Here is a 22,877-nt window from a genome sequence, read left to right on the forward strand (position 1 = left end):
CCTCCTCGAACGACTACCGGAAGCGCAGAGCGGTCGGGCCCTGCACCTTCGAGCCACGGCGCTGCTTGGCCGGCATGGCGGCCAGCTTCTCCCGCAGTTCGACGGCGTAGGCGGCGAGCGCCTCCACCAGGTCGGGCACCGAGGCGTGCGGCGGCTGGACGTCGACGCGCAGGCCGAACTCCGTCGCGGTCTCCGCCGTCTTGGGCCCAATGACGGCAACAACGGTCCGGGCGTGCGGCTTCCCGGCGATGCCGACCAGGTTGCGCACGGTGGAGGACGAGGTGAAGAGCACCGCGTCGAACCCGCCCGACTTGATCGCGTCGCGGATCTCGGCGGGCGGCGGAGCGGCCCGCACCGTCCGGTACGCGGTCACGTCGTCGACCTCCCAGCCGCGCTCGGTGAGCCCGGCGGCGAGCGTCTCGGTGGCGATGTCGGCGCGCGGCAGCAGCACCCGGCCCACCGGGTCGAGGATCTCGTCGTGCGGCGAGAACTCGGCCAGCAGACCCTCCGAGGACTGCTCTCCGGCGGGGATCAGCTCCGGCTGGATGCCGAACGCGCGGACCGCGTCCGCGGTGGCCTCACCGATGCAGGCGATCTTGACGCCGCCGAAGTGCCGGGCGTCGAGGCCGTGCTCGGCGAACTTCTCCCAGACCGCGCGGACCGCGTTCACCGACGTGAAGATCACCCAGGCGTACCGGCCGTCGACCAGGCCCTTGACCGCCCGCTCCATCTGCGCCGGGGTACGCGGCGGCTCGACCGCGATGGTCGGCACCTCGCACGGGATCGCCCCGTACGCGCGCAGCCGGGCGCTCATCGCGCCGGCCTGCTCCTTGGTACGGGGTACGAGCACCTTCCAGCCGTACAGCGGGCGGTTCTCCCACCAGCTCAGCTTGTCGCGCTGCCCCACCCCGACACCGACGGTGAGCACCACCCGGCCGGTGAAACCGAGCGCGGCGGCCACGAAGCTGTCCACTGTCGACGTGGTCGTGTACTGGGTCTCGCCGGTGCCGTCGCCGGTCACCCCGACGCCGGTGGTGCCGTCGACCCCGGCGGCGAGCAGCCCGTCGCGGACGGCGGCGAGGTCACCGGCGTCCACGGCGAGCGCGAGCGAACCCCGGCCGACGGCTGTCGCCAGCGCCTCGAAGTCCAGCGAGCTGACGTCCTCGACGTCGGCGGCCGTCCGCACACCCGGCAGCGGGACCCCGGCGTAGGTGGCCACACCCTCGGCCTGGCCGACGCCGGGCACCACCTCGAAGTGGGCGGCGGTGCGGGCCACCGCCTGCACCTCCTTGACCACCGAGTCGTGCCCGAACGGGTCGCCGGCGACCAGGTGCACCGCGTTGAGCCCGGAGCGGGCCGCGGAGATCAGCACCTTCGCCACGTCCCCCGGCGCGCCCTCGGCCGGGGTGAACTCGGCATCGTCCCTGGCCTCGGCGCGAACGACGGTGAGCAACGACTCCGGGACTCCCCGGTCGTAGATCACCTGGTCGGCGTCGACCAGGGCGTCGTGGGCCCGACGGGTCAGCAGGCCCGGGTCACCGGGGCCAGCCCCGACGAACGCGATACGGCCGACGGGCTTACGGGTGCGGGTCATTCTGTGCTCCCAAATTGCTGGGTCCCCGGGCCGGTGTGTCCTTCGTGGCCGAGGATCGAGTCGGCGCCGAGTTCGAGGAGTTCGGCGGCGAGTGCCTTACCGATCTCCGCCGCGTCGGCGGGCGTTCCGGTGCGGGACAGCCGGAGGTCACGAGTGCCGTCCGGGCTGATCACCGCCCCGCGCAGGTAGATCTCATCGCCGGTCTCGCCTTCGGCGAGTTCGGCATAGGCGGCGACGGGTGCGCTGCACCCGGCCTCCAGGGTTGCCAGAAACGCACGTTCCGCGGTGACCGCGGCACGCGACGGTGCGTGGTCGAGCACGGCGAGCAGCTCAACCAGGTCCTGGTCGTCGACCCGGCACTCCACTGCCAACGCACCCTGAGCGGGAGCGGGCAGCATGAGCATCGGGTCCAGCGACTCGGTGATCACGTCGAGCCGGCCGAGTCGGGCCAGACCGGCCCGGGCCAGGACGACGGCGTCGAGGTCGGCCTCGGGGCCGAGCACCCGCCCCAGGCGGGTGTCGACGTTGCCGCGGATCGGGGTGACCTCAAGTTGCAGGCCGAGGGCGTGCAACTGAGCGATCCGACGCAGCGCTCCGGTGCCCACGGTGGCCCCGGGCGGCAGCTCGGCGAGCGTCCGGCCGTCGCGGGCCACCAACGCGTCGCGCGGGTCCTGCCGGGCCGGTACCGCCGCGATGTGCAGCCCACCGGCGGCGGCCGTGGGCAGATCCTTGTACGAGTGCACCGCGAAGTCGATCGTCCCGGCGGTCAGCGCGTCACGCAGGGCGGAGACGAACACCCCGACGCCCAGCCGGTGCACCGGCGCGTTGGAGCGGTCGCCTGCGGTGACCACCTCGACCAGCTCGACGGGGCGGCCGGTGGCGGCGGTCACCGCCTCGGCGACCTGGCCGGACTGGGCCATCGCCAGGGCGCTGCCCCGGGTGCCGAGGCGCAGGGGGGCGGTCATCGCGCACCTCCGGTGGGTGGGGTGGGCTCGGCGGCGTCGGCTCCGGACACCGGGTCGGTGCCGGGGAGCGCCATGCCGAGGTCGGGGGTCAGCACGTCCGGGACGGTGTCCACCGGCGAGGTCTGCGGCACCTCGAGGTCGAACAGCTCGCGCAGCAGTGCCGCGTACTGGTCGCCGCCGGGCTCCGCTGCCAACTGGCGGACCTTGACGGTGGGCTGGTGCAGCAGCCGCTGCACGACCCGGTGCACAGTCCGGGCCACCTCGGCCCGCAGGTCGTCGCCGAGGTCGGGGCGACGCTGGGCCAGTCGGCGCAGCTCGGCGGTGACCACGTCGTCGGCCCGGCCGCGCAGCGCGGCCACTGTGGGTGCCACGTCGGCGCCGCGCAGCCAGGTGAGGAAGCTCTCCACCTCGCCGAGGACGATGCGTTCGACGGCTGCGGCGTCGGCAGCCGCCGGACCGTCGGCGAGCAGCGCCGCCATCCGGTCGATGTCGATCACCTCGACGCCGGGCAGCTCGGCGACGCCCTCCTCGACGTCGCGCGGAACGGCCAGGTCGAGCAGGACCAGCGGGCCCCGGGACCTGTCGCGTTGGGTCAGCGCCGCGGTGACCACCGACCGGGTGAGGACCGGTTCGGTGGACGCGGTGGCGGCCACTACGATGTCCACTGTGGAGAGGGTGTCGGCCAGCTCGGTCATCGGCGCGGCAGTCGCCCCGTACGACTCGGCGAGCCGGACGGCCCGGTCGGCGCCCCGGTTGCTGACGGTGAGCGGCCCGGCGCCCAGCCGGGACAGCGTGGCCACCCCGAGCGAACCCATCGCACCGGCGCCGACCACCAGGGCCGGGTGGCCGACGAGGTCGCCGTCGAGGTGCCCGGCGGCCAGCTCCAGGGCGGCGGTGACGACGCTCTGGCCGGCCCGGTCGATGCCGGTCTCGGCGTGGGCGCGCTTGCCGACCCGCAGCGCCTGCTGCATCAGCTCGTGCAGCAGCCGGCCGGCCGAGTCGGCACCGGTGGCCCAGTGGTACGCGTCACGCAACTGGCCGAGGATCTGCGCCTCGCCCACCACCATCGAGTCCAGCCCGGTGGCGACCCGGAAGACGTGGTCCACGGCCGCTGTGTCGTAGTGCACGTACAGGTGGCTGGCGAGCGCGGTCGGCGAGCTGCCGGCCTGCTCGGCCAGCACGGCGCAGACGTCGCCGAGCCCACCGTGGAAACCGGACACGGCGGCGTACACCTCCACCCGGTTGCAGGTGGAGACGATCACCGCCTCGGAAACGTACGGCTGGGCGACCAGGCGGTCCAGTGTTCGGGTCAGGTCGGCGGGGGGCACGGCCAGCTGCTCCAGCGTGGCGACCGGGGCGGTCCGGTAGGACGCGCCGACGACGAGCAGTTTCACGTGCCTATCGCCTCCTGGGTGTCGGTGGCCGCGAACCCGCCCGGCAGGGCGGTGAGAGCGGTGCCGCCGGTGGCGGGCAGCGCGGTCAGCGACGCCTTGCGGTGCTCGTGGAAGGACAGAATCTGCAGCTCGATGGCGAGGTCGACCTTGCGCACGTCGACCCCCTCCGGAACCGAGAGTACGCACGGCGCGAAGTTGAGGATGCTCGTCACGCCGACGGCGACCAGTTGGTCGGCGACCTGCTGGGCGGCGGCGGCCGGGGTGGCGATCACGCCGATCGCGAGGGATTCCTCCGCGGCGACCGTCGGCAGGTCGTCGACATGCCGGACTACCAGGCCGTTGATCTCCTCACCGACCCGGGAGGGATCGGCGTCGAGCAGTGCGGCGATCCGGAAGCCCCGGCTGGCGAAGCCGTCGTAGCCGGCCAGAGCGTGACCGAGATTACCCACGCCGACCAGGGCGACCGCCCGGCGTTGGGTGAGCCCGAGCACATACTCGATCTGCTCGATCAGCAGCGCGACGTCGTAGCCGACGCCCCGGGTGCCGTACGAGCCGAGGTGGGAGAGGTCCTTGCGGAGCTTGGCGGAGTTGACCCCGGCGGCGGCGGAGAGACCCTCGCTGGAGACCGTCTCGTGCCCGGCGTCGGCGAGGTTGTGCAGCGCGCGCAGGTACTCCGGGAGCCGAGCGACGGTCGCCTCGGGCAGATCCGGGAGCGCCGGTACGGCACCGGCGCGGCCGGGCGCGCCTGGGTGACGGTGCTGACTCATGAGACTCCGTGCGGTGCGATCCTCGGCCAACTCCGCTGGTCGGCCGTTTGTGGACTCCCGCTGGCGACCGAGGTTGCCGGCTGTGCTAGCAGGGCGCGTCGGAGTCACAGCGTAGGCGCTTGTGAAGACGTGCACAAATCGCGATCTTGTCGCTGCGTGGCGCGACCTCACCAGCCCCTCCATTCCACAAGATCGATTGAACGGCCTGGTCCGCTCACCGCCAGGGCGATTATTGCTCAATCCCGACTTCTCTGACCAATCCCGCGCCGGCCCTGCCCCGGGGTGGTCCCGGCGGTGGTAGAGGCGGCGCTGGCGGTGGTAGGGGCAGCACTACGGAGGAGAGGCGGGGTTTCGGGATGGGGACGCCGAGCCCAGATGCCTAGCCTTTGAGCATGACCGCCGTTGCCGCCACCAGCGACCGACCGACGCTGGCACCGAGCATCCCCCGCCAGCTCTTCGTCGACTCCGGGTACGTGCTGCTCGGCCTGCCTCTGGCGCTGGCCAGCTTCGTCGTCCTCATCGTCGGCCTCGCGGTCGGCATCGGCCTGGTGGTCACGGTGATCGGCCTGCCGATCCTCAGCGGCACCCTGTACACCGCCCGTGGGCTGGCCGACGTCGAGCGGCTGCGGCTGCCCGCGGTGCTCCACCAGCCCCGGATCAGGCCGCACTACCGGCTGCCCGAGGCCGGCGCGAACGCCTGGCGGCGGATCTTCGTGCCGATGCGGGACGCCCAGTCCTGGCTCGACCTGGCGCACGGCATCCTGCGGCTGATCGCGGCGGCGGGCACCTTCGTGGTGACGCTCTCCTGGTGGGCCGCGGCGATCGCCGGCTCGCTCTACTGGGCGTACGACTGGGCCCTGCCCCGGGCCGATGGCGAAGGTGATCAGGACCTGGCGCAGCTGCTCGGCCTGGGCGACTCGACCACCGCCCGGATCGGCCTGTACACCGCGCTCGGGGTGTTCTTCCTGATCACCCTGCCGATCGTGGTGCGGGGCTGCGCGCTGCTCCAGGCCAGCTTCGCCAAGGCGATGCTGACCGGGGTGGCCGAGATGCGCGACCGGATCACCGTGCTGGAGGAGCAGAAGCGGGCCGCCGTGTCCGCCGAGGCCTCCGCGCTACGCCGGCTGGAACGTGACATCCACGACGGCCCCCAGCAGCGCCTGGTGCGGCTGGCGATGGACCTCAGCCGGGCCCGGATGCAGCTCGCCTCGGACCCGGAGGCGGCCGGCCGCACCATCGACGAAGCGGTCACCCAGACCCGGGACACGCTGGCTGAGCTGCGGGCGCTGTCCCGGGGCATCGCGCCGCCGATCCTGGTCGACCGGGGCCTGCCCAGCGCGCTGGCCGCGATCGCCGGCCGCGGGCTGATCCCGATCGAGCTCCAGGTGGACCCGCAGCTCGGCACGCCGGCCGGGCGGCTCGACCCGGCGGTGGAGAACACCGCGTACTTCGTGGTGTCCGAGGCGCTGACCAACGTCGCCAAGCACAGCCGGGCCACCGAGGCCACCGTGGCCGTGGCCCGGCAGGGCACCCACCTGCAGGTGCGGGTGGGCGACGACGGGCAGGGCGGCGCGCACCTGGCGAAGGGGCACGGGCTCGCCGGCATCGCCGACCGGGTCCGGGCCGCCGGTGGCGAACTGGTGGTGGTCAGCCCGACCGGCGGCCCCACCGAGATCCGCGCCGAGCTGCCGCTGTGAGCGGTTCGGCACCGCGCCGAGCCGGTACGACGGGCCGGACGTGGTAGACAACACAGCCATGCGCATCGTGATCGCCGACGACGCCGTCCTGCTCCGGGAGGGGCTGGTCCGGCTGCTGACCGAGAGCGGGCACCAGGTGGTGGCCGCCGTCGGGGACGGTGACGCCCTGGTCGAGGCGGTGGTCGAGCACCGGCCCGACGTGTCGATCGTCGACGTCCGGATGCCGCCGTCGCACACCGACGAGGGGCTGCGGGCTGCGGTGGAGGCCCGCCGGCTGGTGCCGCGTACCCCGATCCTGGTGCTCTCCCAGTACGTCGAGGTGTCGTACGCCGATGATCTGCTCGCCACCACCGGCGGCGCCGGCGGCGGGATCGGCTACCTGCTCAAGGACCGGGTCGCCGCGATCGACGAGTTCCTGGACGCGCTGCGCAGGGTGGCGGGCGGCGGCACGGTGCTCGACCCGGAGGTGGTCGGTCAGCTCTTCGCCCGGCGTCGCCGCGACGACCCGCTGCGCGAGCTGACTCCCCGCGAGCGCGAGGTGCTCGCCCTGATGGCCGAGGGGCGTTCGAACACCGCCATCGCGCGCGCCCTGGTGGTCAGCGACGGCGCGGTGGAGAAGCACGTGCGCAACATCTTCACCAAGCTCACCCTGCCGCCGGACACCGAACAGCACCGGCGGGTGCTGGCCGTCCTCACCTATCTGCGAAACTGACCTCCCGGGCCAGGGCCACCGCGTCGGTGAGGGTGTCGGCCACCGGGTGACCGGAGGCGCTCAGCCGGGCCGGGTCGGTGAAACCGCCGGTGTAGAGCACGGCACGGCCACCCACCGCGAGCGCCGCGTCCGCGTCGTCGATGGAGTCGCCGATCAGCACCACCGAGGCGCCGTCCACGCCCAGTTCGGCCAGGTGCTGCTGGAGCGACTCGGCCTTGTGGCCGCCGCCGACAGTGGCCCGCAGCCCGTCCACGCGGGTGAAGTGGCCGGTCAACCCGTACGTGTGCACGGTCGGGACCAGCTCCTCGTGGAACCACATGGAGAGCAGGCTCTGGCTGCCCGGCCAGGCGGTCATGGCGTCGCGCGCGTCGGCGGCCAGCTCGCAGGTGGTCAGCCCGGTGCGGTACGCGTCGTGGAAGATCTTGTCCAGTCGGCCGAACTCGTCGTCGTCCACTGCCTGCCCGAGCACCTCGGCGTAGTACTCGGCGATCGGCCTGCGGAACCGCACCCGGTGCTCGTCCGGGGTGACCGTCGGCCCGCCCAGGCTCGCGAACACGACGTTGGTTGCGGACACCACCAGGCTGAGGTCGTTGAGCAGGGTGCCGTTCCAGTCCCAGACGAGGTGCGGGAGTGCGGAGGTCATCAGAGCACCATAGGCACCCGTCAGAGCTGCGGCGTGGTCAGGTCCCGCAGCAGCCGGTCCTCCTCGACCCGCCAGTAGCCGTGCTCCTTGCCGTCGAGCATCACCACCGGCAGCCGGTCCCCGTACTCCCGCTCCAGCCCCTCGTCGCCGGTGACGTCCCACTCGACCCACTTGTCGCCGGTGACCGCGACCACCCGGTCGAGCGCCGCCTTGGCGTCGTCGCACAGGTGGCAGCCGGGTCGGGTGATCAGGGCGAGTCGGGCGTCACTGGCCATCGGTTACCTCCGTGCGATCGGTCGGCGTCGCCGACCGGAGTTGGGTCTTGCGTACCTTGCCGATCGCCGAGTGCGGCAGGGCGTCGACGAACTCGACAGCGGTCGGGCACTTGAACCGGGCCAGGTTCCGTGCGCAGTGGGCGAGCAACTCCTCGCTGGTCACCGGTCGGCCCTGCACCGGCACCACGTACGCCCGCACAGTCTCGCCGGTCCGCGGGTGCGGCACACCCAGTACCGCCGACTCGACCACCCCGGGGTGCCCGGCGAGCACCAGCTCGACCTCGTGCGGATAGACGTTGAACCCGTTGACCAGGATCAACTCGCCGAGTCGGTCGACCAGGAAGAGGTCGCCGTCCTCGTCGGCGTACGCGATGTCACCGGTGCCCCACCAACCCTCGGCGTCCGGGCCGCCCCGACCGTCGGGCCAGTAGCCGGTGAAGAGGTTGGCGCCGGACACCACGATCTGCCCCGGGTCGGTGCCCGGCGCCACGTCGGAGATGTCCAGCTCGTCGGGGTCGTCGTCGGGGACGGCCAGCCCGTCGCGCCACAGGTCCGTCCCGTCGGCGCCGACCAGGCGTAGCCGCACTCCGGGCAGCGGCCGGCCGATCGAACCCGGCTTGGCCACGCCGCCGACCAGGGTGGAGGTGAGCACCGGCGCGGTCTCGGTGAGGCCGTACCCGATGTGCACCTGATGCCCGGTGACCTCCGTGAAGCGCGCCGCGACAGCGGGTTCGAGCGGTGCCGCGCCGCAGACCGCAACCCGCACCGACGCGGTCGCCGCGCGGGCCGTGGCCACGCCGGCCCAGGCCAGGAACATCGACGGTACGCCGACCAGCACGCTGACCCGGTGCCGCGCGATCTCGTCCAGCCCCGCCGTCGGGCCCGGCTCGTCGAGCAGCACACCGGTCGCGCCGTGGTGCACGACCGCGCCGAGCCCCGAGTTGAGCCCGTACGCGTGGAACAGCGGCAACGCCAGGAGAACAGTGTCGGTCGGCCCGACCACCGGCGGTTCGATCTCCGCGACCTGTTCGTGGTTGGCGAGCAGCGCCTGGTGCGAGAGCATCGCCCCCTTGGGTCGCCCCTCGGTGCCGGAGGTGTAGAGCAGTACAGCCAGGTCGGTGCCGCCGCGTCGGGGGCGGGGTGCCGGTCCGGGCGCCTCGGCGGTCGGTGGCGTGCCGTGTACCGAGGCGAGGGCGGGCAGCTCGGCGGCCACGTCGGAGACCAGGCCTCGAACGTGGTCGGTGGCGATGAGCACCGACGCGCCGGAGTCGGCCAGCACGTGCCGTAGCTCCGGGGCGGTGAGGCCGGGGTTGACCGGCACGGTGACCAGCCCGGCGCGGAGGGCGCCGAGCCAGGCGATCACGAAGTCCGGTGTGTTGGGCAGCGCGATGGCGACGCGTGGCGGCGTACCGCCGGGGTCGGTGGGTGGCGCGGCGGCGGACAGGCCGCGGGCGGCGGCGTCCACCGCGGCGTCCAGTTCGGACCAGCTCACCGTGTGCTCACGCCAGTGCAGCGCGGGCCGGTCGGCGCGGTCGAGAGCCGCCCGGCGGACCCGGTCGGCGAGGTTCGGCGCGGGGCTTTCCGAGGCGTCCTGCACGGTGATCGAGTCTGGCACAGCGGACGGCGACGGGCCACGCCCGACGGTTGGGGCCACGCCCGGAGGACGACACCGCGACAGTCCCGTGTACGGGACTGTCCGGTGTGCCACCGGCGATCCGATCGGGTCCTGTCGATGGGACGTGCGACGCTGACCACAGGCAGTTCGGCCGCCCCCGTCCGGCCGGCCGTCGCGGCGGGTCAACCGAACGGGCGGTGCGCCTCCGACCTGGGGATCCATCCTGGAACACCGGGCCGACGGAAAGTCAATCGCACACGACGGACAACCGGTCCGCCACCGGTGCGGCAGAGCGGGAAATACTTCCGCCTTGTGTAACGGACTTGCCACGCGCGGGTGACGTTGGCCCTATCATCACTCGGGTCGGCTCACCCCATTTGCCGTGAGTCGACACCCCTCAGCCCGAGGAGGCCCCCGTGCCTGTGAGCGCATTGGACCAGCACCTCCAGGGGAATTGCCGCCCGTCGGCAACTCCCGTGACCGCCCTGCCCGACCGGTCACCCGGTCGGTCCGCCCCGACGAGACCCAGACCGGCCCGCCCGGCGACCGACGGGACGGGGGCAACGCGGTGACCACCTTCGGTTACGCGGAACGCCCGGTCGGCCTGACCGGTCAACCCGCCCGCTCCCACGTCAACGAACGGCCAGCGGCCCGTGCCCCATCGGACGAACAGCACGGTGGCGTCGTGCGGGGTGACGGCGCGGCGCAGCGGATCCGCAGCCGGCCACACCACAACGAGCCACCTCCGCGACCCGCGGTGCCCGGTGGAAACGCGAAGCCGGCCGGCGGCCGGGTCGCCGTACCGTCCCGACCCACCATGCCTGTGCAGGGTCGTCGGGTAAGCGACACACCGGCGGTCACCACCGACCCGGCGGCGGGTGAGACAGCGGTGATCCCGGCGGTGCCGGCCACCACCGCGACCACCCCGACCGGTTTCCCGAGCCGCCCGGACCCGTCCGACCCGGCGACCGAGGTCTGGACGCTGATCGAGCGGGCCCAGGCCGGCGAGTCCGAGGCGTTCGGTCTGATCTACGACCGCTACGTGGACACCGTCTTCCGGTTCGTCTACTTCCGGGTCGGCAACCGGCAGCTCGCCGAGGATCTCACCTCGGACACCTTCCTACGCGCGCTCAAGCGGATCGGCAGCTTCACCTGGCAGGGCCGCGACCTCGGCGCCTGGCTGGTGACGATCGCCCGCAACCTCGTCGCGGACCACTTCAAGTCGGGCCGGTACCGGCTGGAGGTCACCACCGGCGACGTGCTCGACGCCGACCGGGAGGACCGGGGCCCGGAGGGCAGCCCGGAGGCGGCGGTGGTGGAGCACATCACCAACGTCGCGCTCCTCACCGCGGTGAAGCAGCTCAACCCGGAGCAGCAGGAGTGCATAGTGCTCCGCTTCCTCCAGGGCTTCTCGGTCGCCGAGACGGCCCGCGCGATGGGCAAGAACGAGGGAGCCATCAAGGCCCTCCAGTACCGCGCCGTCCGCGCCCTGGCCCGGCTGCTGCCCGACGGCTTCCAGCCGTAGTTTGTTACGGCGGGACCGACGGGCGTCGATCAACGTCCGCGCAGCTCAAAGTCGGTCCCGCCCGGTGATGACCATCACTTTCTGTAATTTCCGCTCCGCCAGGCCCGTAACCCGTGCCCGGTCCGCCGCGTTTCTCCGGGTGCGACCGGTGGATGTCCCGGCAGGCCCGGGTCACCGAGGTCCGACCGGCATGCCGGCGGCACCTCACCTCCGTGGTGTCACACTGCCGCCCGGTCGCTGGCAACGACGGCGGCCGACCGGCCGTGACCAGCGAGAGGAGGTGCCTGCGGTGGACAACACCCTCTTCTCCCGCCGGCGCGCGGAGCGCTTCGCGCAGCTTCTCGACGAGGCCAACGGCGCTCGACGACACCACGTGCGATCCCGGGTGGACGGCCAACTGGCGCCGCTCGTCGCAGTGGGTCAGCGGCTCAGCGTCGACCCCCCGGCTGTCGAGGTGGACCAGGACTTCCGTACCGGCCTGCGGGCGATGCTGCTCGCAACCGCCGAGCGGGAAGGGCTGGGCAGCACACCAGCGGCGGTCAGCGAACCGGCCGCCACGACCACCCGCGGGCGGCTGCTGCCGGCGGTCACCGCACGCCGGGCCCGAGCCCGGGGCGCGATCCTGGTCGGCATCGCCGCCGGGGCCATCGCCGTCTCCGGGATCTCCGCTGCCAGCGAGAACGCGGTGCCCGGTGACGCGCTGTACGGCATGAAGCGCTCCACCGAACGGGCACAGCTCGCCCTGGCCAGCTCCGACATCAGCAGGGGCCAGCTCTTCCTGGACTTCGCCCGGACCAGAGTCGGCGAAGCCGCCAAGCTGCGCGGTGACCGGATCGGCTACAGCGCGGTCCTCGACGACATGGACGCCGACAGTCGGCAGGGAGTTCGCCTGCTGACCTCGGCCGCTGTGCAGCGCGCCGAGCCGGGCAGCCTGGACACTCTGAACACCTTCGTGTCGAGCCAGCGCCGGGCGGTACGCGGTCTGCTCGACGGGAGCACCCGGGTCGACCGGGAACGGACCCAGCGGTCGCTGGTGTTGCTGGACAGCATCCGGGAACGCTCGGACGACCTGCGCGCGGCGATCGCCTGCGGCCTGCCGGCACCGACCGCCAGCGACGCCCTCGGGCCGAACCCGAGCACCTGCCCCGGGGCCCGCTGACCCGCGTCCCCATACCGCACGTCCGACCGGCCGCGCCACAGTTCGCTGTGTGCCCGGCCGGTCGCCCGTCTACGGCGGATACCCTCGCTGGGGAGCATCCGTCGTACCGGTGAGGAAGGGATTCGCGTGGCGCGTAGCCGTAAGGTGACGGTCAGCACCGACGCCGAGGGGCACACCGCAGCCTGGGCGGAGACCGACCTGGCCCCGGTCAGCGCACCCGACCCGACCGCCGCGGCGTTCTTCGACGTGGACAACACGATGATGCAGGGCGCGTCGATCTACTGGTTCGCCCGTGGTCTCGCCTCCCGGAACTACGTGACAACCGGCGACCTGGCCCGATTCGCCTGGCAGCAGCTCCGCTTCCGGCTGCTGGCCCGGGAGCACGCCGGTGACATGTCAGTGGCCAAGGAGGCGGCGCTGGCCTTCGTCCAGGGCTGGCGGGTCAACGAGGTCGAACACCTCGCCGAGGAGATCTTCGACGAGATGATGGCCCCCCGGATCTGGGCCGGCACCCACCAGCTCGCTCAGCGTCACCTGGACGCCGGTCAGCGGGTCTGGCTGGTCAGCGCCGCCCCCGTCGAGATCGGCCGGGTGATCGCCGCCCGGCTCGGCCTGACCGGTGCCATCGGCACCGTGGCCGAGGTGCTGGACGGGGCGTACACCGGGCGGTTGGTGGGTGACCTGATGCACGGGCCGGCCAAGGCTGAGGCGGTCACCCAGCTCGCCGCCGTGGAAGGGCTCGACCTGTTCCGCTGCGCGGCCTACAGCGATTCGGCGAACGACCTGCCGCTGCTCCGCTCGGTGGGCCGGGCGGTGGCCGTCAACCCGGACGGCGCCCTGCTGCGGCAGGCCCGCCAGCATGGCTGGGAGGTACGGGACTTCCGCACCGGTCGCCGAGCGGTCAAGATCGCCGTACCGTCGACCGCGGCCGCCGGGCTGGTCGCCGGCGCGGTCACCGCCGGCCTGGCCCTACAGCGCCGCCGCCGCGCCGGCTGAGAGACCCTAGGGGCCGAACGGGTCGGGCCGTCGCTCCAGCAGCCTGTGCAGGGTCTGTTGGATGGTCTCCCGCACCTGGTCGGCGAGGTTGAAGACCACCAGCGGGTCGTCCGCCGAGTCGGTCAGGTGGGCGGTGGGGATCGGCGGGCAGAACTCGATCAGCCACTTGCTGGGCAGCGGCACCATGCCCAGCGGGCCGAGCAGCGGGAACGTCGGCGTGACCGGGAAGTAGGGCAGCTTCAGCAGCCGCGCCAGGGGCTTGATGTCGGCGAGCATCGGGTAGATCTCCTCGCCACCGACGATGGCGACGGGCACGATCGGGGTGCCGGTGCGCAGCGCCGCCGAGACGAAGCCGCCCCGCCCGAAGCGTTGCAGTTTGTAGCGGTCGGCGTAGAGCTTGCCGATGCCCTTGAAGCCCTCGGGGAACACACCGACCAGATCGCCACCGCCGAGCAGCCGCTCGGCGTCCGGGTTGCAGGCCACCGTGCCGCCGGTCTTGCGGGCCAACTCGGAGACCACCGGCATCCGGAAGACCAGGTCGGCGCCGAGCAGCCGCAGATAGCGGTGGGCGGGGTGCTTGTCGTGCAGCGCAGCCGAGAGGATCAGGGCGTCCAGTGCCACCGTCCCGGAGTGGTTGCCGACCACCAGGGCGGGCCCGTCCACGGGGACGTGCTCCACCCCACTGACCTCGGTGCGGAACCAGTCCCGGTAGAGCAGCCGCAGCAGCGGGTGGAAGACCGCGTCGGTCAACTCCGAGTCGAAACCGAACTCGTCGACCTCGTAGTCACCGGAGAGCCGCCGGCGCAGGAACGCCAACCCGTTCGCGACCTTGCGGTCCCAATGGTCCCCGGGCCGGTCCGACACCGCGGGCTCGGTGCCCCCGGGCAACACGGCGTCGACCTCGTCGGCCGGCGTCGAGGTCGGGGTCGGGGTCGGGGTTGAGGCCCGCGGTGCGCTCGGGGCTGGCGGTGTGATGGAGGCCGGCGGTTCCGTCGGGGTCGGCGGGGCCTGCGCGGTCGGTCGATGTCCGTTGCGCCGCGCCGGCTCCGCGTCCGGTGCGGGCACCTGCTGCGGTACGTCGAAACGCCCGACCGACTGCGGGTCGCGCCCCTCCTCGGGCCCACTCATGATGCGGCCTCGGTTCGCGACTGCGGGGCTCGCAAGACCGGCTCACTCCTCGCGCTCACGATGACCGTTCCCGGACCGCTGAACGGACCTGCCGGATGCCGTCCAGGACGAGTTGCTCGGCGGCGGCCAGTTGACCCCGGGTGACCACCACCCCACCGTGATGGGCCCGGATGAAATCCTCGAACGCCTCGGCGGTCGACCGGGGCGTGAAGCCGTACTCCTGCTCGAGCCGGCTGGTGTCGACCACCCGGCCGTGCACGAAGAGATCGACCTGGTCCAGGCCGTAGCGGCCGAAGCCCATGGTGCGGGCCAGCGCGGCGGCCCCGGACAGACCCGGCTCCAGCACCGGGACGGCCACCCGTCCGGCGCGTCGGATCGCCTGGGACAGCGACAGCACCCCGGGGCCGGCGACGTTGTACGTGCCGGGATGGTCCTCCACGATCGACCGGTGCAGCACCTCCAACGCGTCGTCGAAGTGCAGGAACTGGAGGCGGGGGTCACGGCCGAAGACGGTCGGCACGAACGGCTGCGAGAAGTAGCGGGTCAACGTGGTGTCGGCGGTCGAACCGATGAACGGGGCGAAGCGCAGCACCGTGGCGGTGACGTCGGACCGGCGGCGGCGGAAGCCGCGCACGTACCCCTCAAGGTCGAGGATGTCGCGGCCGAAACCGCCGCGCGGCACCTCGCGGGGTTCGGTCTCCTCGGTGAAGACCGCTGGATCCCGGAACGACACCCCGTACGCGGCGGTCGACGAGCGGACCACGAGCTTGCGCAGTCGGGGTGCCCGCTGGCAGGCGGCGAGCATCTGCATGCTGCCGATGACGTTCTGGTCCTTCATCGCGGACCGGCCGCCGTGCTGCGGGTCGGGTGAGGTGACCAGCGCGAGGTGCACCACCGCGTCGACGTCCAGGTCGGCGAGGAGGCCACCGAGGGACCCGCTGTCGACGCGGATGCGTTCGACCCGGTCGAGCAGGTCGGTGAACTCGGTGCCGGAGTCCGGTGCGTCGACCCCGATGACCCGTTCGATGCGCGGGTCGGCGGCCAGTCGGGCCGCCACGTGGGCGCCCAGGTAACGGCCCACTCCGGTGACGACGACGACCCCCGGAGCACCTGAGGTGCCACCGGGGGTCATCTGACGCACCTACGCCGGCAGGATGGACCGAGCCGGGACGACCACGGCCTGATCACCTGAGCCTCCGGAGGTCGACAGTTTGGCAAGTGAGGCCGAACGCCGGGCCATGAGCCCGGCGGCGATCACTTGCCGAGACGGCGACGCTGGACGCGGGTCTTGCGCAGCAGCTTGCGGTGCTTCTTCTTAGCCATGCGCTTACGGCGCTTCTTGACCACCGAGCCCATACGACAGCCTTTCGATACAACGTGCGGGGCGGACCGGATGACACCACGCAGGTGGCGACGGCGACCGCTTGCGGACAACGGACCGGACCAGTCTGGGCGGCGGGGCGCACCGGTGGGGTCTCGGTCGGGCTCCAGGGTAGCCGGAGGGCGTCAGCCGGACCAACGCGCCCCCGTCGCGACCGCCTCTGGTTCGCGACGGCGGGGCCCGCAAGCTCACTCCTTACGCCCACCGATGCCGGTCAACTGGCGATCGGAGGGCGGGGCGGTGGCTCAGGCGGTCTCCTGAAAGGCACCCCGGAGATATTCGTGCACCGCATGCTCGGGCACCCGGAATGACCGGCCGACCCGGACGGCGGTGAGCTCACCGCTGTGCACCAGGCGATAGACAGTCATCTTCGACACCCGCATGACCGTCGCCACCTCCGCGACGGTCAGGAACTTGACCTCCGACAGCCGTCCGTCGGACTGTGACCCGGCCATGGCTCACCGACCCATCCCATGCCCGGCGCGTGCCAACCCGACGGATGCTCCGGGCCGGGCCGACGACGCGCGTGTTACCAGTACGGTAGCGGGGCGGTTGTGACCGGCGCGATCCCTTCCTGCAACTGATCATGCTTCGGTGGCCGGTTCACCCGATCCGTGCTCCCGGTATTGGCCCGTCCGCGTCCGTCGTCCGGTTGTCGCGGCGCTGCTCATTCGGTGCGCAGGGCGACCACCGGGTCGAGACGGCCGGCGCGCTGCGCGGGAACCACTCCGAAGACGATGCCCACCACCGCTGAAACGCCGAAGGCGAGCGCCAACGACCACCAGGTGATCGCCGCCGGAATTGGCGACAGCGCGTCGACCAGCAGGGCGGTTCCCACGCCCAGCGCCATCCCGGTGAGCCCACCGATCGTGGTGAGCAGCACCGCCTCCAGCAGGAACTGCACGCCGATGTCGCGGGGACGTGCGCCGACGGCCTTGCGCAGCCCGATCTCCCGGGTCCGCTCCCGGACGCTGACCAGCATGATGTTGGAGACGCCGACGCCGCCGACGAGCAGCGAGATGCCGGCGATGGCCGCCAGCACGCCGGTGAGGACACCGAGGATGTCGCCGAGCACGCCGAGGATCTGCTGCTGGGTTACGGCGCTGAACTCGGTGTCCGGGTGGCGGCGGTTCAGCTCGGCGACGATCCGTTCGCCCAGCTCGTCGATCCGCTCCCGGTCCGGCGCCTTGACCGCGATGCCGTCTACCCGCTGGGTGCCCCAGAGTCGTTGCGCGGCGGTCACCGGCACGTGCACCTCGTCGTCCCGGTCGACGCCGAGGCTCTGCCCGAGGGGCGCGAAGACACCGATCACCCGGAACCGCACCCCGGCCAGCGCCACCTGCTGACCGAGCGGGTCCCGGTCGGGGAAGAGCGCACGGGCGACCGAGTCACCGAGCACCGCCACCCGTCGGCTGGTGTCCACGTCGGTGCCGGTGAGGTAGCGTCCGCGCGCCAGCGAGCGGGTGAACACCGCCGGGGTCGTCTCCAGCACGCCCTGCACGGTGGTGAAGTCGGAACGGGCGCCGGCCCGCGCGGTCGCCCCGGAGGCGACGGTGACCGCCACCCGATCGGGGTCGCCGACCACCCGGGTGACGGCGTCCACGTCCTTGAGGGTCAGCGGCGAGACGACCGGCGCATTGCCCACCTCGATCCGGCCGGGGACGACCAGCAGCAGGTTGGAGCCGAGGCCCTCGACCTGTTGCTCGACCTTCTGCTTGGTGCCGGTGCCGATCGCCACCAGCAGCACCACCGAGGCCACCCCGATGATCACTCCGAGCATGGTCAGCGCGCTACGCAGCCGGTTGGCCCGCAGGGCGTCCAGCGCCACCCGCCACGCCTCGGCGACTCTCACGCCGTACCTCCGGGCCGCTCGACCTCGCGCGCGCCCGCAGCGCCCTCGCGCGCAACGGCATCGCCCGGGGCGGCATCGCGTGGGTGGGCCTCAGGCCGCTCGACCTCGCGCGGAAGGCGCCCGGTGGCTCCGGCGGCGCCACCGGAGCCACCGGACGGGTGCCCCGGACCGCTTCCGGACGCGGACCGGGGCTCCGCGCTGGGAGCGGGGACCAGTGTCGCAGGTCGACCGTGATCAACGGACGGCGGTCGATCATGAGCGGAGCGCGGGTCGGCGCTGTCCGCCACTACCACCCCGTCGCGCATGGTGATCCGGCGGTGGGCGCGGGCCGCCACCTCCTGGTCGTGGGTGACCATCACCAGCGCCACCCCCGACTCCGCGTTGAGTTGTTCCAACAGCTCCAGCACTGCGGCGCCGGTGACGCTGTCCAGGTTGCCGGTGGGTTCGTCGGCCAGCAGCACCGTCGGCTCGGTGACCAGCGCGCGGGCGATCGCCACCCGCTGCTGCTCACCACCGGACATCTGGTTGGGCCGGTGATCCAGCCGGTGCCCGAGGCCGACCCGGCCCAGCATCGCCGCCGCCCGCTCCCGCCGCTGTCGGGCCGACATCCCCCGGTAGACCAGTGGCAACGCCACGTTCTCCACCGCCGAGGTACGCGGCAACAGGTGGAACGCCTGGAAGACGAAGCCGATCGTCTCGTTGCGCAGGGTCGCCATCTCCGGTGGGGCGAGGGCGTTGACGTCCCTCCCGCCGATCACCAGGCGGCCACCGGTGGGCCGGTCCAGCCCGCCGAGGAGGTGCATGAGGGTGGACTTGCCCGAGCCGGACGGGCCGACCAGGGCCACGTAGTCCCCCGGCTGCACGGTGAGCGACACCCCGCGCAGCGCCTCCACCGACACCCCGTCGAGCTGGTACGTCCGGGACACTTCCACCGCCTCGATGGCCGGAACTCGCTCCCCTGCCGGCGGATCGCCGCGCGGATCCGCGGCGGCCGATCCGGTCACCGGACTTCCTGGCCGTCGCGGACCTGGTCGGCGCCGCGCACCACGATCCGGTCGCCGGGCTGCACGCCGTTGAGGATCTGCACGAGGTCGGACCCCTGGACGCCCACGGTCACCGGCGCCCGGCCCGCCTTGCCGTCACGGACCACCCAGACCGCGTCCCGGCCGTCGGCGGAGAACACCGCCGACGCGGGGACGGTCACCGCGTCGGCAGCCTCGCGTACCCGCAGGTGCACGATCGCGTTCATGCCGGGGCGGGGCGTCGGGGCCGGCTCGTCCTCGGCCAGCTTCCCGGCGCCCAGCGCGAGGCGGACCCGGTAGGTGACCCCGCCCTGCGCGGAGTTGGTGGGCAGCACGTCGACCGAGCGGACGGTGGCGTCGTAGCTGGCGCCGGTGACGGCGTCCAACTCGACGGTGGCCGGCACGCCGGCCTTGACCAGCAGCACGTCGGTCTCGTCCACCTCGGCGAGCAGGCCCAACTGCCCGGTGTCCACAACGGTCAGCACCGGGGTGCCCGCGGTGACCTGACCACCGACCGCGACCGCGTCGTCCACGCCGGCCGGCGGCCCACCCTGACTGGGGGCCAGCACGGACGGGTCGAGGCCGGCCGCCTGCGCGCCACCGGCCTGCTCCAACAGCCCGGCCAGACCGGCGTTGGCACCACCGCCGGCCCGGGTGCCACCGGGCTGCACCACCCCGGCGATCGGGGCGCGCAGGGTCAGCGCGTCGACTGTCGCCTTCGCCAGGTCGTACGCCTGCTGGGCCTGGAGCCGCTGCGCCGCGGAGAGCGCGCCGACGGCGGAACTCAACCCGTTGATCCCCCGCTGCACCGCGCGGACCGCCTGGTCGGCGCTGCGCGCGGCGGCCGCGTACTGGCGTTGCGCGGACGTCACCTGGGTGAGCAGCGCGTCGCGCAGTTGCGGGTCGGCGATCTTCTCGGCGGCCTTCCGGGCCGCGTCGAACGCCTCGTCGGCGGCCTTGTCGGTGCCACGCCGGCTGCTGATCAGGCTGCCCGCTCCGACGCCTCGACCGGCGCGTTTCGCGGCGGTCAACGCCTCCTTGGCCTGACGGAGACGCTGCTGCGCGCTCGGTGAGTCGACCACCGCCAGCACCTGACCGCGCTTGACCCGCTGTCCAGGTTGGACGCGCAGGCTGGACACTATGCCGTCGGCGGGAGCGGTGAGGGTGGCGGCGGCGCGGGCGGTCACCGTGGCGGGTGCGTCGATCACCTCGGTGACCGGGTTGCGGGCGGCCGACGCCAGCGCGAGATCGGGGCCTTCGTCGCCACAGGAGGCGGCGGTGGTGGCGGTGAGGACGACGACGGCGGTCAGGGCGATGAGCAGGCGGGGCCGCATGGTGCTGGCGGGCCGTGACGACTGAGGACGGCGCACCCATCGATGGTACGGCGCACCGCCGCACCGCCTCCGAGCTGCGTCAGGCGGCGGTGGCGCGGACGTACGCCACGCACTCGTCGTGCAGCGTCGACCACTGCTCACCGAACGCCTTCTCGGAGGCCGCGTCGATGGTCCTGCCGTCGTGCACCACGGTCTTGAAGAAGGTGAGCAGCCGCAGCGGCCCGTACCTGTCGACGAGGTGCCGGACGGCCAGGTAGCCGATGCCGTAGCTGGCGGCTACCCGTTCGGCGGAGGCGTCGTCGGCGGGGTTGACGCCCTCCAACTTGCCGTCCCAGCCGCCCCGGACCATCTTGCGCACGTCGGCGATCCCCTCGTACCGGTCGACCGTCTGGCCGCCGGCGCCGGCGAACTCGGCCAGGCCCTCGACCAACCACCAGGTGAGCTTGCCCGGGTAGCCGCGCTCCGGCAACGACGCCGCGTGGGTCAGCTCGTGCCGCAGCAGGTCGTCGGTGCCGCTGTTGGAGAGCCCTTCGGCGTTGAGGACCACCTCGTGGTGGCCGCCGCCCACGGTGACCGCGTAACCGCCGGTCCATTCCGGGCGTTCCCCGCCGTACCAACGTTGCCACTCGGTGCGCCCGGCGTAGAAGATTCGGTATCGGTCCGGCGGTGAGCCGGTCACCGCGTACCCGTCGGCGACCGTCGCCGCCGCCTCGGCCTGCGCGAGCAGGCCGGGCAGCTTGCCGCGCAGCGCCGGGGTGGTGGCGACGATGGTCCGCGCGCCGATGGCGACCGCCAGGTCGCTGATCTCCCACGGTCGGGTGCCGGTCTCCACCGACTTGGATTCCTCCATGGCGACCATCCGGGGCTGGTCGCCGTTCTCCCGCCACCGGGTGCCGATCAGCACCGGGCTGGGCCGGCAGTTCGGCGTGACGAAGCAGTACTGGAAGCGCACCAGCAGCCGCCACTCGCCGGGCTTGCCGATGATCGGCACGGGCAGGCCACTCGGCTCGGCGCGCCAGCCGGTCACCTTGAGCTCGCGTAGCGCGGCGAAGCGTCGGCGCAGGTCGGTGTGGGCGGCGGGATCGGCGACGGCGAGGAACCCGGCGCGGTCGCCGCCGAGGAGTGCTGCGGACTGCTGGTGGAGCTGGGCGGTGATCCGGTCGGACAGCCCGCGGGCCACGGCGGTGGCCGGGTCGTCGGCCGCCGACGAGCCGACCCGGCTGACAGTGGGGCGCGAGCCTGTCTCCCGGATCACTCCGACGACGAGCGCCGCCGGCAGGCCGCAGCCCAGCAGCAGGAGGACCACCACGAGCACCGTCCACAGCGGCCAGAGCCGCCGTGGTGCTGGCTGCCGCACCTCGTCAGTCACCCGCCGAAGGGTACGACCACTACCTGGATGCGGCGAGGCCGCCCCGGGCCGATCGGCCCGGCCGATCGCTCACCCGCCGGTACGCGGCCAGGAGCGGAACGAGATGTCCATGCTCGCGACCAACTGGTGGTACGAGCGGTCGATGTCGCGGGGCAGACCGAAGCCGCCCGCGGCCTCCAGGGTCACGAAGCCGTGCAGGGCGCTGCGCAGCGCGCGGGTCGCGTCCACCGCGTCGTCACCGGTGAGCCCGTACCCGCGCAGCACCGCGAAGATGGCACCGACGGCGCGTTCGCCGGCCTCGACGTGTTCCGGGTCGGCCGGGTCGGGCACCCGCTGCGTCGCCGGGTAGCGGCCAGGGTGCCGGAGGGCGTAGCCACGGTAGGCGTCTGCCATGGCCCGGAGCGCGTCGCCACCGGAGCGGCCGACGGCGGCGGTGGTCATCTCGGTGGCCAGCTCGGCGGTGGCCAGGACGGCCAGCTTCTGGGCCAGCGCGTCCGCCCCCCGCACGTGCTTGTAGAGGCTGGGCAGCGCCACCCCGAGCCGGCTGGCGAGCGCGGCGAGGGTGAGCTGCTGGAAGCCGACCTCGTCGGCCAGCCGGGCCGCCTCCCGTACGACGGTCTGCTGGTTGAGGCCGACCCTAGGCACCGGCGCACACCGCCAGGAAGCCGAGCAGCTCCTCGGCGGTGCGCTGCGGCCGGTCGGCGTGCGGATAGTGGCCGGACTCCTCGATCATCCGGGCCTCGGCGGTGCCGAAGAGCCGCCGGGCGGCCCGCGCCTCGGCTCCCGGGTCGGGGAAGTCCGGGTCCTTGGACCCCATCAGCACCAGCACCGGTTGCCGCACCTGCGGGGCGCGGGCGGTCCAGTGCGGCTCGGCCGGTGCGATCACGCCGCGCGTCGCGGCCATCCGACCGGGCTCGCGCAGGTTGGCCACCATCGAGCGGCGGTACGCGGCATCGTCGGCGGGTCGGTGCACCGGGAACAGGGTGTTGTGGAACATCCCGAACAGTCGTGGGCTGTGCAGCACGGACCACATCGCCATCCGCAGCAGCGGGTTGAGCTTCGGCTGACCGACGAACGCGCCGATCTGCACGATGCCGGTGACCAGCTCGGGCGCGTCGGTGGCGGCGAAGACCACCGCCGCGGCGGCGGACGAGCTGCCGACCAGCACGGCCGGACCGGCGTCGAGGTCGCGGACCACGGCCAGCAGGTCCGCACCGACCTCCGCCGGGGCGTACGTGGGCCAGCCGGCGCTGGACTCGCCGTGCCCCCGGACGTCGACCGAGGCGACCCGGTGACCGGCGGCCACCAGTAGCGGCACGAGGTGCCGGAAGCTCGCCCTGTTCTCGCCCATGCCGTGCGCGAGGACCACCAACGGCCCCTCGCCCTGCACCTCGTACGCGATGTGTCCGCCGTCCCGCCGCACCTGGCTAGTTGTCATAGCTTTAAAGC

At 72.9% G+C, this 22,877-nt stretch carries 21 protein-coding genes and 1 pseudogene; 5 read left to right on the forward strand and 17 right to left on the reverse strand.

All coding sequences use genetic code 11. The features are described 5' to 3' along the window. Nucleotides 1-13 precede the first annotated feature (13 nt). From GA0070561_RS19325 to GA0070561_RS19340, 4 genes are read right to left on the reverse strand one after another with little or no spacing between them, the layout of a single operon-like run. On the reverse strand, nt 14-1,594 hold the full coding sequence (locus tag GA0070561_RS19325) for a bifunctional uroporphyrinogen-III C-methyltransferase/uroporphyrinogen-III synthase (protein WP_091402708.1): 1,581 nt from the start codon (nt 1,592-1,594) through the stop codon (nt 14-16). Next, nucleotides 1,591-2,559, reverse strand: coding sequence for a hydroxymethylbilane synthase (hemC, locus tag GA0070561_RS19330; protein WP_091402711.1), 969 nt, complete (start codon nt 2,557-2,559; stop codon nt 1,591-1,593). The genes GA0070561_RS19325 and hemC overlap by 4 nt, the downstream gene beginning before the upstream one ends. Beyond that, nucleotides 2,556-3,953: a glutamyl-tRNA reductase gene (locus tag GA0070561_RS19335; RefSeq protein WP_091402713.1), complete on the reverse strand. Its 1,398-nt coding sequence runs from the start codon at nt 3,951-3,953 to the stop codon at nt 2,556-2,558. The genes hemC and GA0070561_RS19335 overlap by 4 nt, the downstream gene beginning before the upstream one ends. Next, the gene (locus GA0070561_RS19340) at nt 3,950-4,720 is read right to left on the reverse strand and encodes a redox-sensing transcriptional repressor Rex (protein WP_091402715.1); all 771 of its coding nucleotides are present in this window, start codon (nt 4,718-4,720) and stop codon (nt 3,950-3,952) included. Before GA0070561_RS19340 ends, GA0070561_RS19335 begins: the two co-directional genes overlap by 4 nt. Before the next feature lie 392 nt (nt 4,721-5,112). Here GA0070561_RS19340 and GA0070561_RS19345 point away from each other — a divergent pair, with 392 nt between their 5' ends. Next, nucleotides 5,113-6,417, forward strand: a complete 1,305-nt coding sequence (locus tag GA0070561_RS19345; protein WP_091402717.1) for a sensor histidine kinase — start codon at nt 5,113-5,115, stop codon at nt 6,415-6,417. A 58-nt stretch (nt 6,418-6,475) separates the two neighbouring features. Next, nucleotides 6,476-7,129, forward strand: coding sequence for a response regulator transcription factor (locus GA0070561_RS19350; protein ID WP_030329744.1), 654 nt, complete (start codon nt 6,476-6,478; stop codon nt 7,127-7,129). Here GA0070561_RS19350 and GA0070561_RS19355 read toward each other — a convergent pair. Genes GA0070561_RS19355 through GA0070561_RS19365 form a run of 3 tightly spaced genes read right to left on the reverse strand, consistent with a single transcriptional unit; the run spans nt 7,110 to nt 9,644 of the window. Next, the gene (locus GA0070561_RS19355; RefSeq protein ID WP_091402719.1) at nt 7,110-7,772 is read right to left on the reverse strand and encodes an HAD family hydrolase; all 663 of its coding nucleotides are present in this window, start codon (nt 7,770-7,772) and stop codon (nt 7,110-7,112) included. The two genes, GA0070561_RS19350 and GA0070561_RS19355, sit on opposite strands and share 20 nt — an antisense overlap. Nucleotides 7,773-7,792: 20 nt before the next feature. Continuing rightward, nucleotides 7,793-8,047 carry a glutaredoxin family protein gene (locus GA0070561_RS19360; RefSeq protein ID WP_030490173.1) on the reverse strand — a complete coding sequence of 85 codons (255 nt, stop codon included), beginning with the start codon at nt 8,045-8,047 and terminating at the stop codon, nt 7,793-7,795. Continuing rightward, on the reverse strand, nt 8,037-9,644 hold the full coding sequence (locus GA0070561_RS19365; RefSeq protein WP_208603807.1) for an AMP-binding protein: 1,608 nt from the start codon (nt 9,642-9,644) through the stop codon (nt 8,037-8,039). The genes GA0070561_RS19360 and GA0070561_RS19365 overlap by 11 nt, the downstream gene beginning before the upstream one ends. A gap of 586 nt (nt 9,645-10,230) precedes the next feature. Here GA0070561_RS19365 and GA0070561_RS19370 point away from each other — a divergent pair. The 3 genes from GA0070561_RS19370 (at nt 10,231) to GA0070561_RS19380 (ending at nt 13,342) form a co-directional block, all read left to right on the forward strand. Next, on the forward strand, nt 10,231-11,187 hold the full coding sequence (locus tag GA0070561_RS19370) for an ECF subfamily RNA polymerase sigma factor, BldN family (protein ID WP_091403551.1): 957 nt from the start codon (nt 10,231-10,233) through the stop codon (nt 11,185-11,187). A 289-nt stretch (nt 11,188-11,476) separates the two neighbouring features. Further along, the gene (locus GA0070561_RS19375) at nt 11,477-12,346 is read left to right on the forward strand and encodes a DUF5667 domain-containing protein (protein WP_091402724.1); all 870 of its coding nucleotides are present in this window, start codon (nt 11,477-11,479) and stop codon (nt 12,344-12,346) included. A gap of 126 nt (nt 12,347-12,472) precedes the next feature. Further along, nucleotides 12,473-13,342 carry an HAD family hydrolase gene (locus GA0070561_RS19380; protein WP_091402727.1) on the forward strand — a complete coding sequence of 290 codons (870 nt, stop codon included), beginning with the start codon at nt 12,473-12,475 and terminating at the stop codon, nt 13,340-13,342. A gap of 6 nt (nt 13,343-13,348) precedes the next feature. On the opposite strand, the gene GA0070561_RS19385 is transcribed toward GA0070561_RS19380, so the two are convergent. The 10 genes and pseudogenes from GA0070561_RS19385 to GA0070561_RS19430 form a co-directional block, all read right to left on the reverse strand. Then, nucleotides 13,349-14,230, reverse strand: a complete 882-nt coding sequence (locus tag GA0070561_RS19385) for a lysophospholipid acyltransferase family protein (RefSeq protein ID WP_091403554.1) — start codon at nt 14,228-14,230, stop codon at nt 13,349-13,351. A 295-nt stretch (nt 14,231-14,525) separates the two neighbouring features. Beyond that, complete coding sequence (locus GA0070561_RS19390; RefSeq protein ID WP_091402730.1) at nt 14,526-15,602, reverse strand: NAD-dependent epimerase/dehydratase family protein; 1,077 nt, start codon at nt 15,600-15,602, stop codon at nt 14,526-14,528. Nucleotides 15,603-15,724: 122 nt separating this feature from the next. After that, complete coding sequence (locus GA0070561_RS19395; RefSeq protein ID WP_007465623.1) at nt 15,725-15,826, reverse strand: 30S ribosomal protein bS22; 102 nt, start codon at nt 15,824-15,826, stop codon at nt 15,725-15,727. Between the two features lie 270 nt (nt 15,827-16,096). After that, complete coding sequence (locus GA0070561_RS19400; protein WP_007465625.1) at nt 16,097-16,306, reverse strand: helix-turn-helix domain-containing protein; 210 nt, start codon at nt 16,304-16,306, stop codon at nt 16,097-16,099. A 212-nt stretch (nt 16,307-16,518) separates the two neighbouring features. Continuing rightward, nucleotides 16,519-17,703, reverse strand: coding sequence for an ABC transporter permease (locus GA0070561_RS19405; RefSeq protein WP_091402733.1), 1,185 nt, complete (start codon nt 17,701-17,703; stop codon nt 16,519-16,521). Between the two features lie 92 nt (nt 17,704-17,795). Next, nucleotides 17,796-18,707 (reverse strand): annotated as a pseudogene (locus GA0070561_RS19410) (ABC transporter ATP-binding protein); the annotation flags it as partial. Beyond that, complete coding sequence (locus tag GA0070561_RS19415) at nt 18,704-20,059, reverse strand: efflux RND transporter periplasmic adaptor subunit (RefSeq protein WP_091402735.1); 1,356 nt, start codon at nt 20,057-20,059, stop codon at nt 18,704-18,706. The gene GA0070561_RS19415 and the pseudogene GA0070561_RS19410, both read right to left, overlap by 4 nt. 79 nt (nt 20,060-20,138) lie before the next feature. Continuing rightward, a complete protein-coding gene (locus GA0070561_RS19420; protein WP_091402738.1) occupies nt 20,139-21,428 on the reverse strand; it encodes a hypothetical protein in 1,290 nt (429 codons plus the stop codon). Nucleotides 21,429-21,497: 69 nt separating this feature from the next. Beyond that, on the reverse strand, nt 21,498-22,073 hold the full coding sequence (locus GA0070561_RS19425) for a TetR/AcrR family transcriptional regulator (protein ID WP_091402741.1): 576 nt from the start codon (nt 22,071-22,073) through the stop codon (nt 21,498-21,500). Further along, entirely contained in the window at nt 22,066-22,866 is an 801-nt protein-coding gene (locus GA0070561_RS19430) for an alpha/beta fold hydrolase (protein WP_091402744.1), read from the reverse strand. The genes GA0070561_RS19425 and GA0070561_RS19430 overlap by 8 nt, the downstream gene beginning before the upstream one ends. Nucleotides 22,867-22,877: the final 11 nt, after the last annotated feature.

Source organism: Micromonospora saelicesensis (assembly GCF_900091575.1).
In the GTDB taxonomy this organism is placed as follows: Bacteria; Actinomycetota; Actinomycetes; order Mycobacteriales; family Micromonosporaceae; genus Micromonospora; species Micromonospora saelicesensis.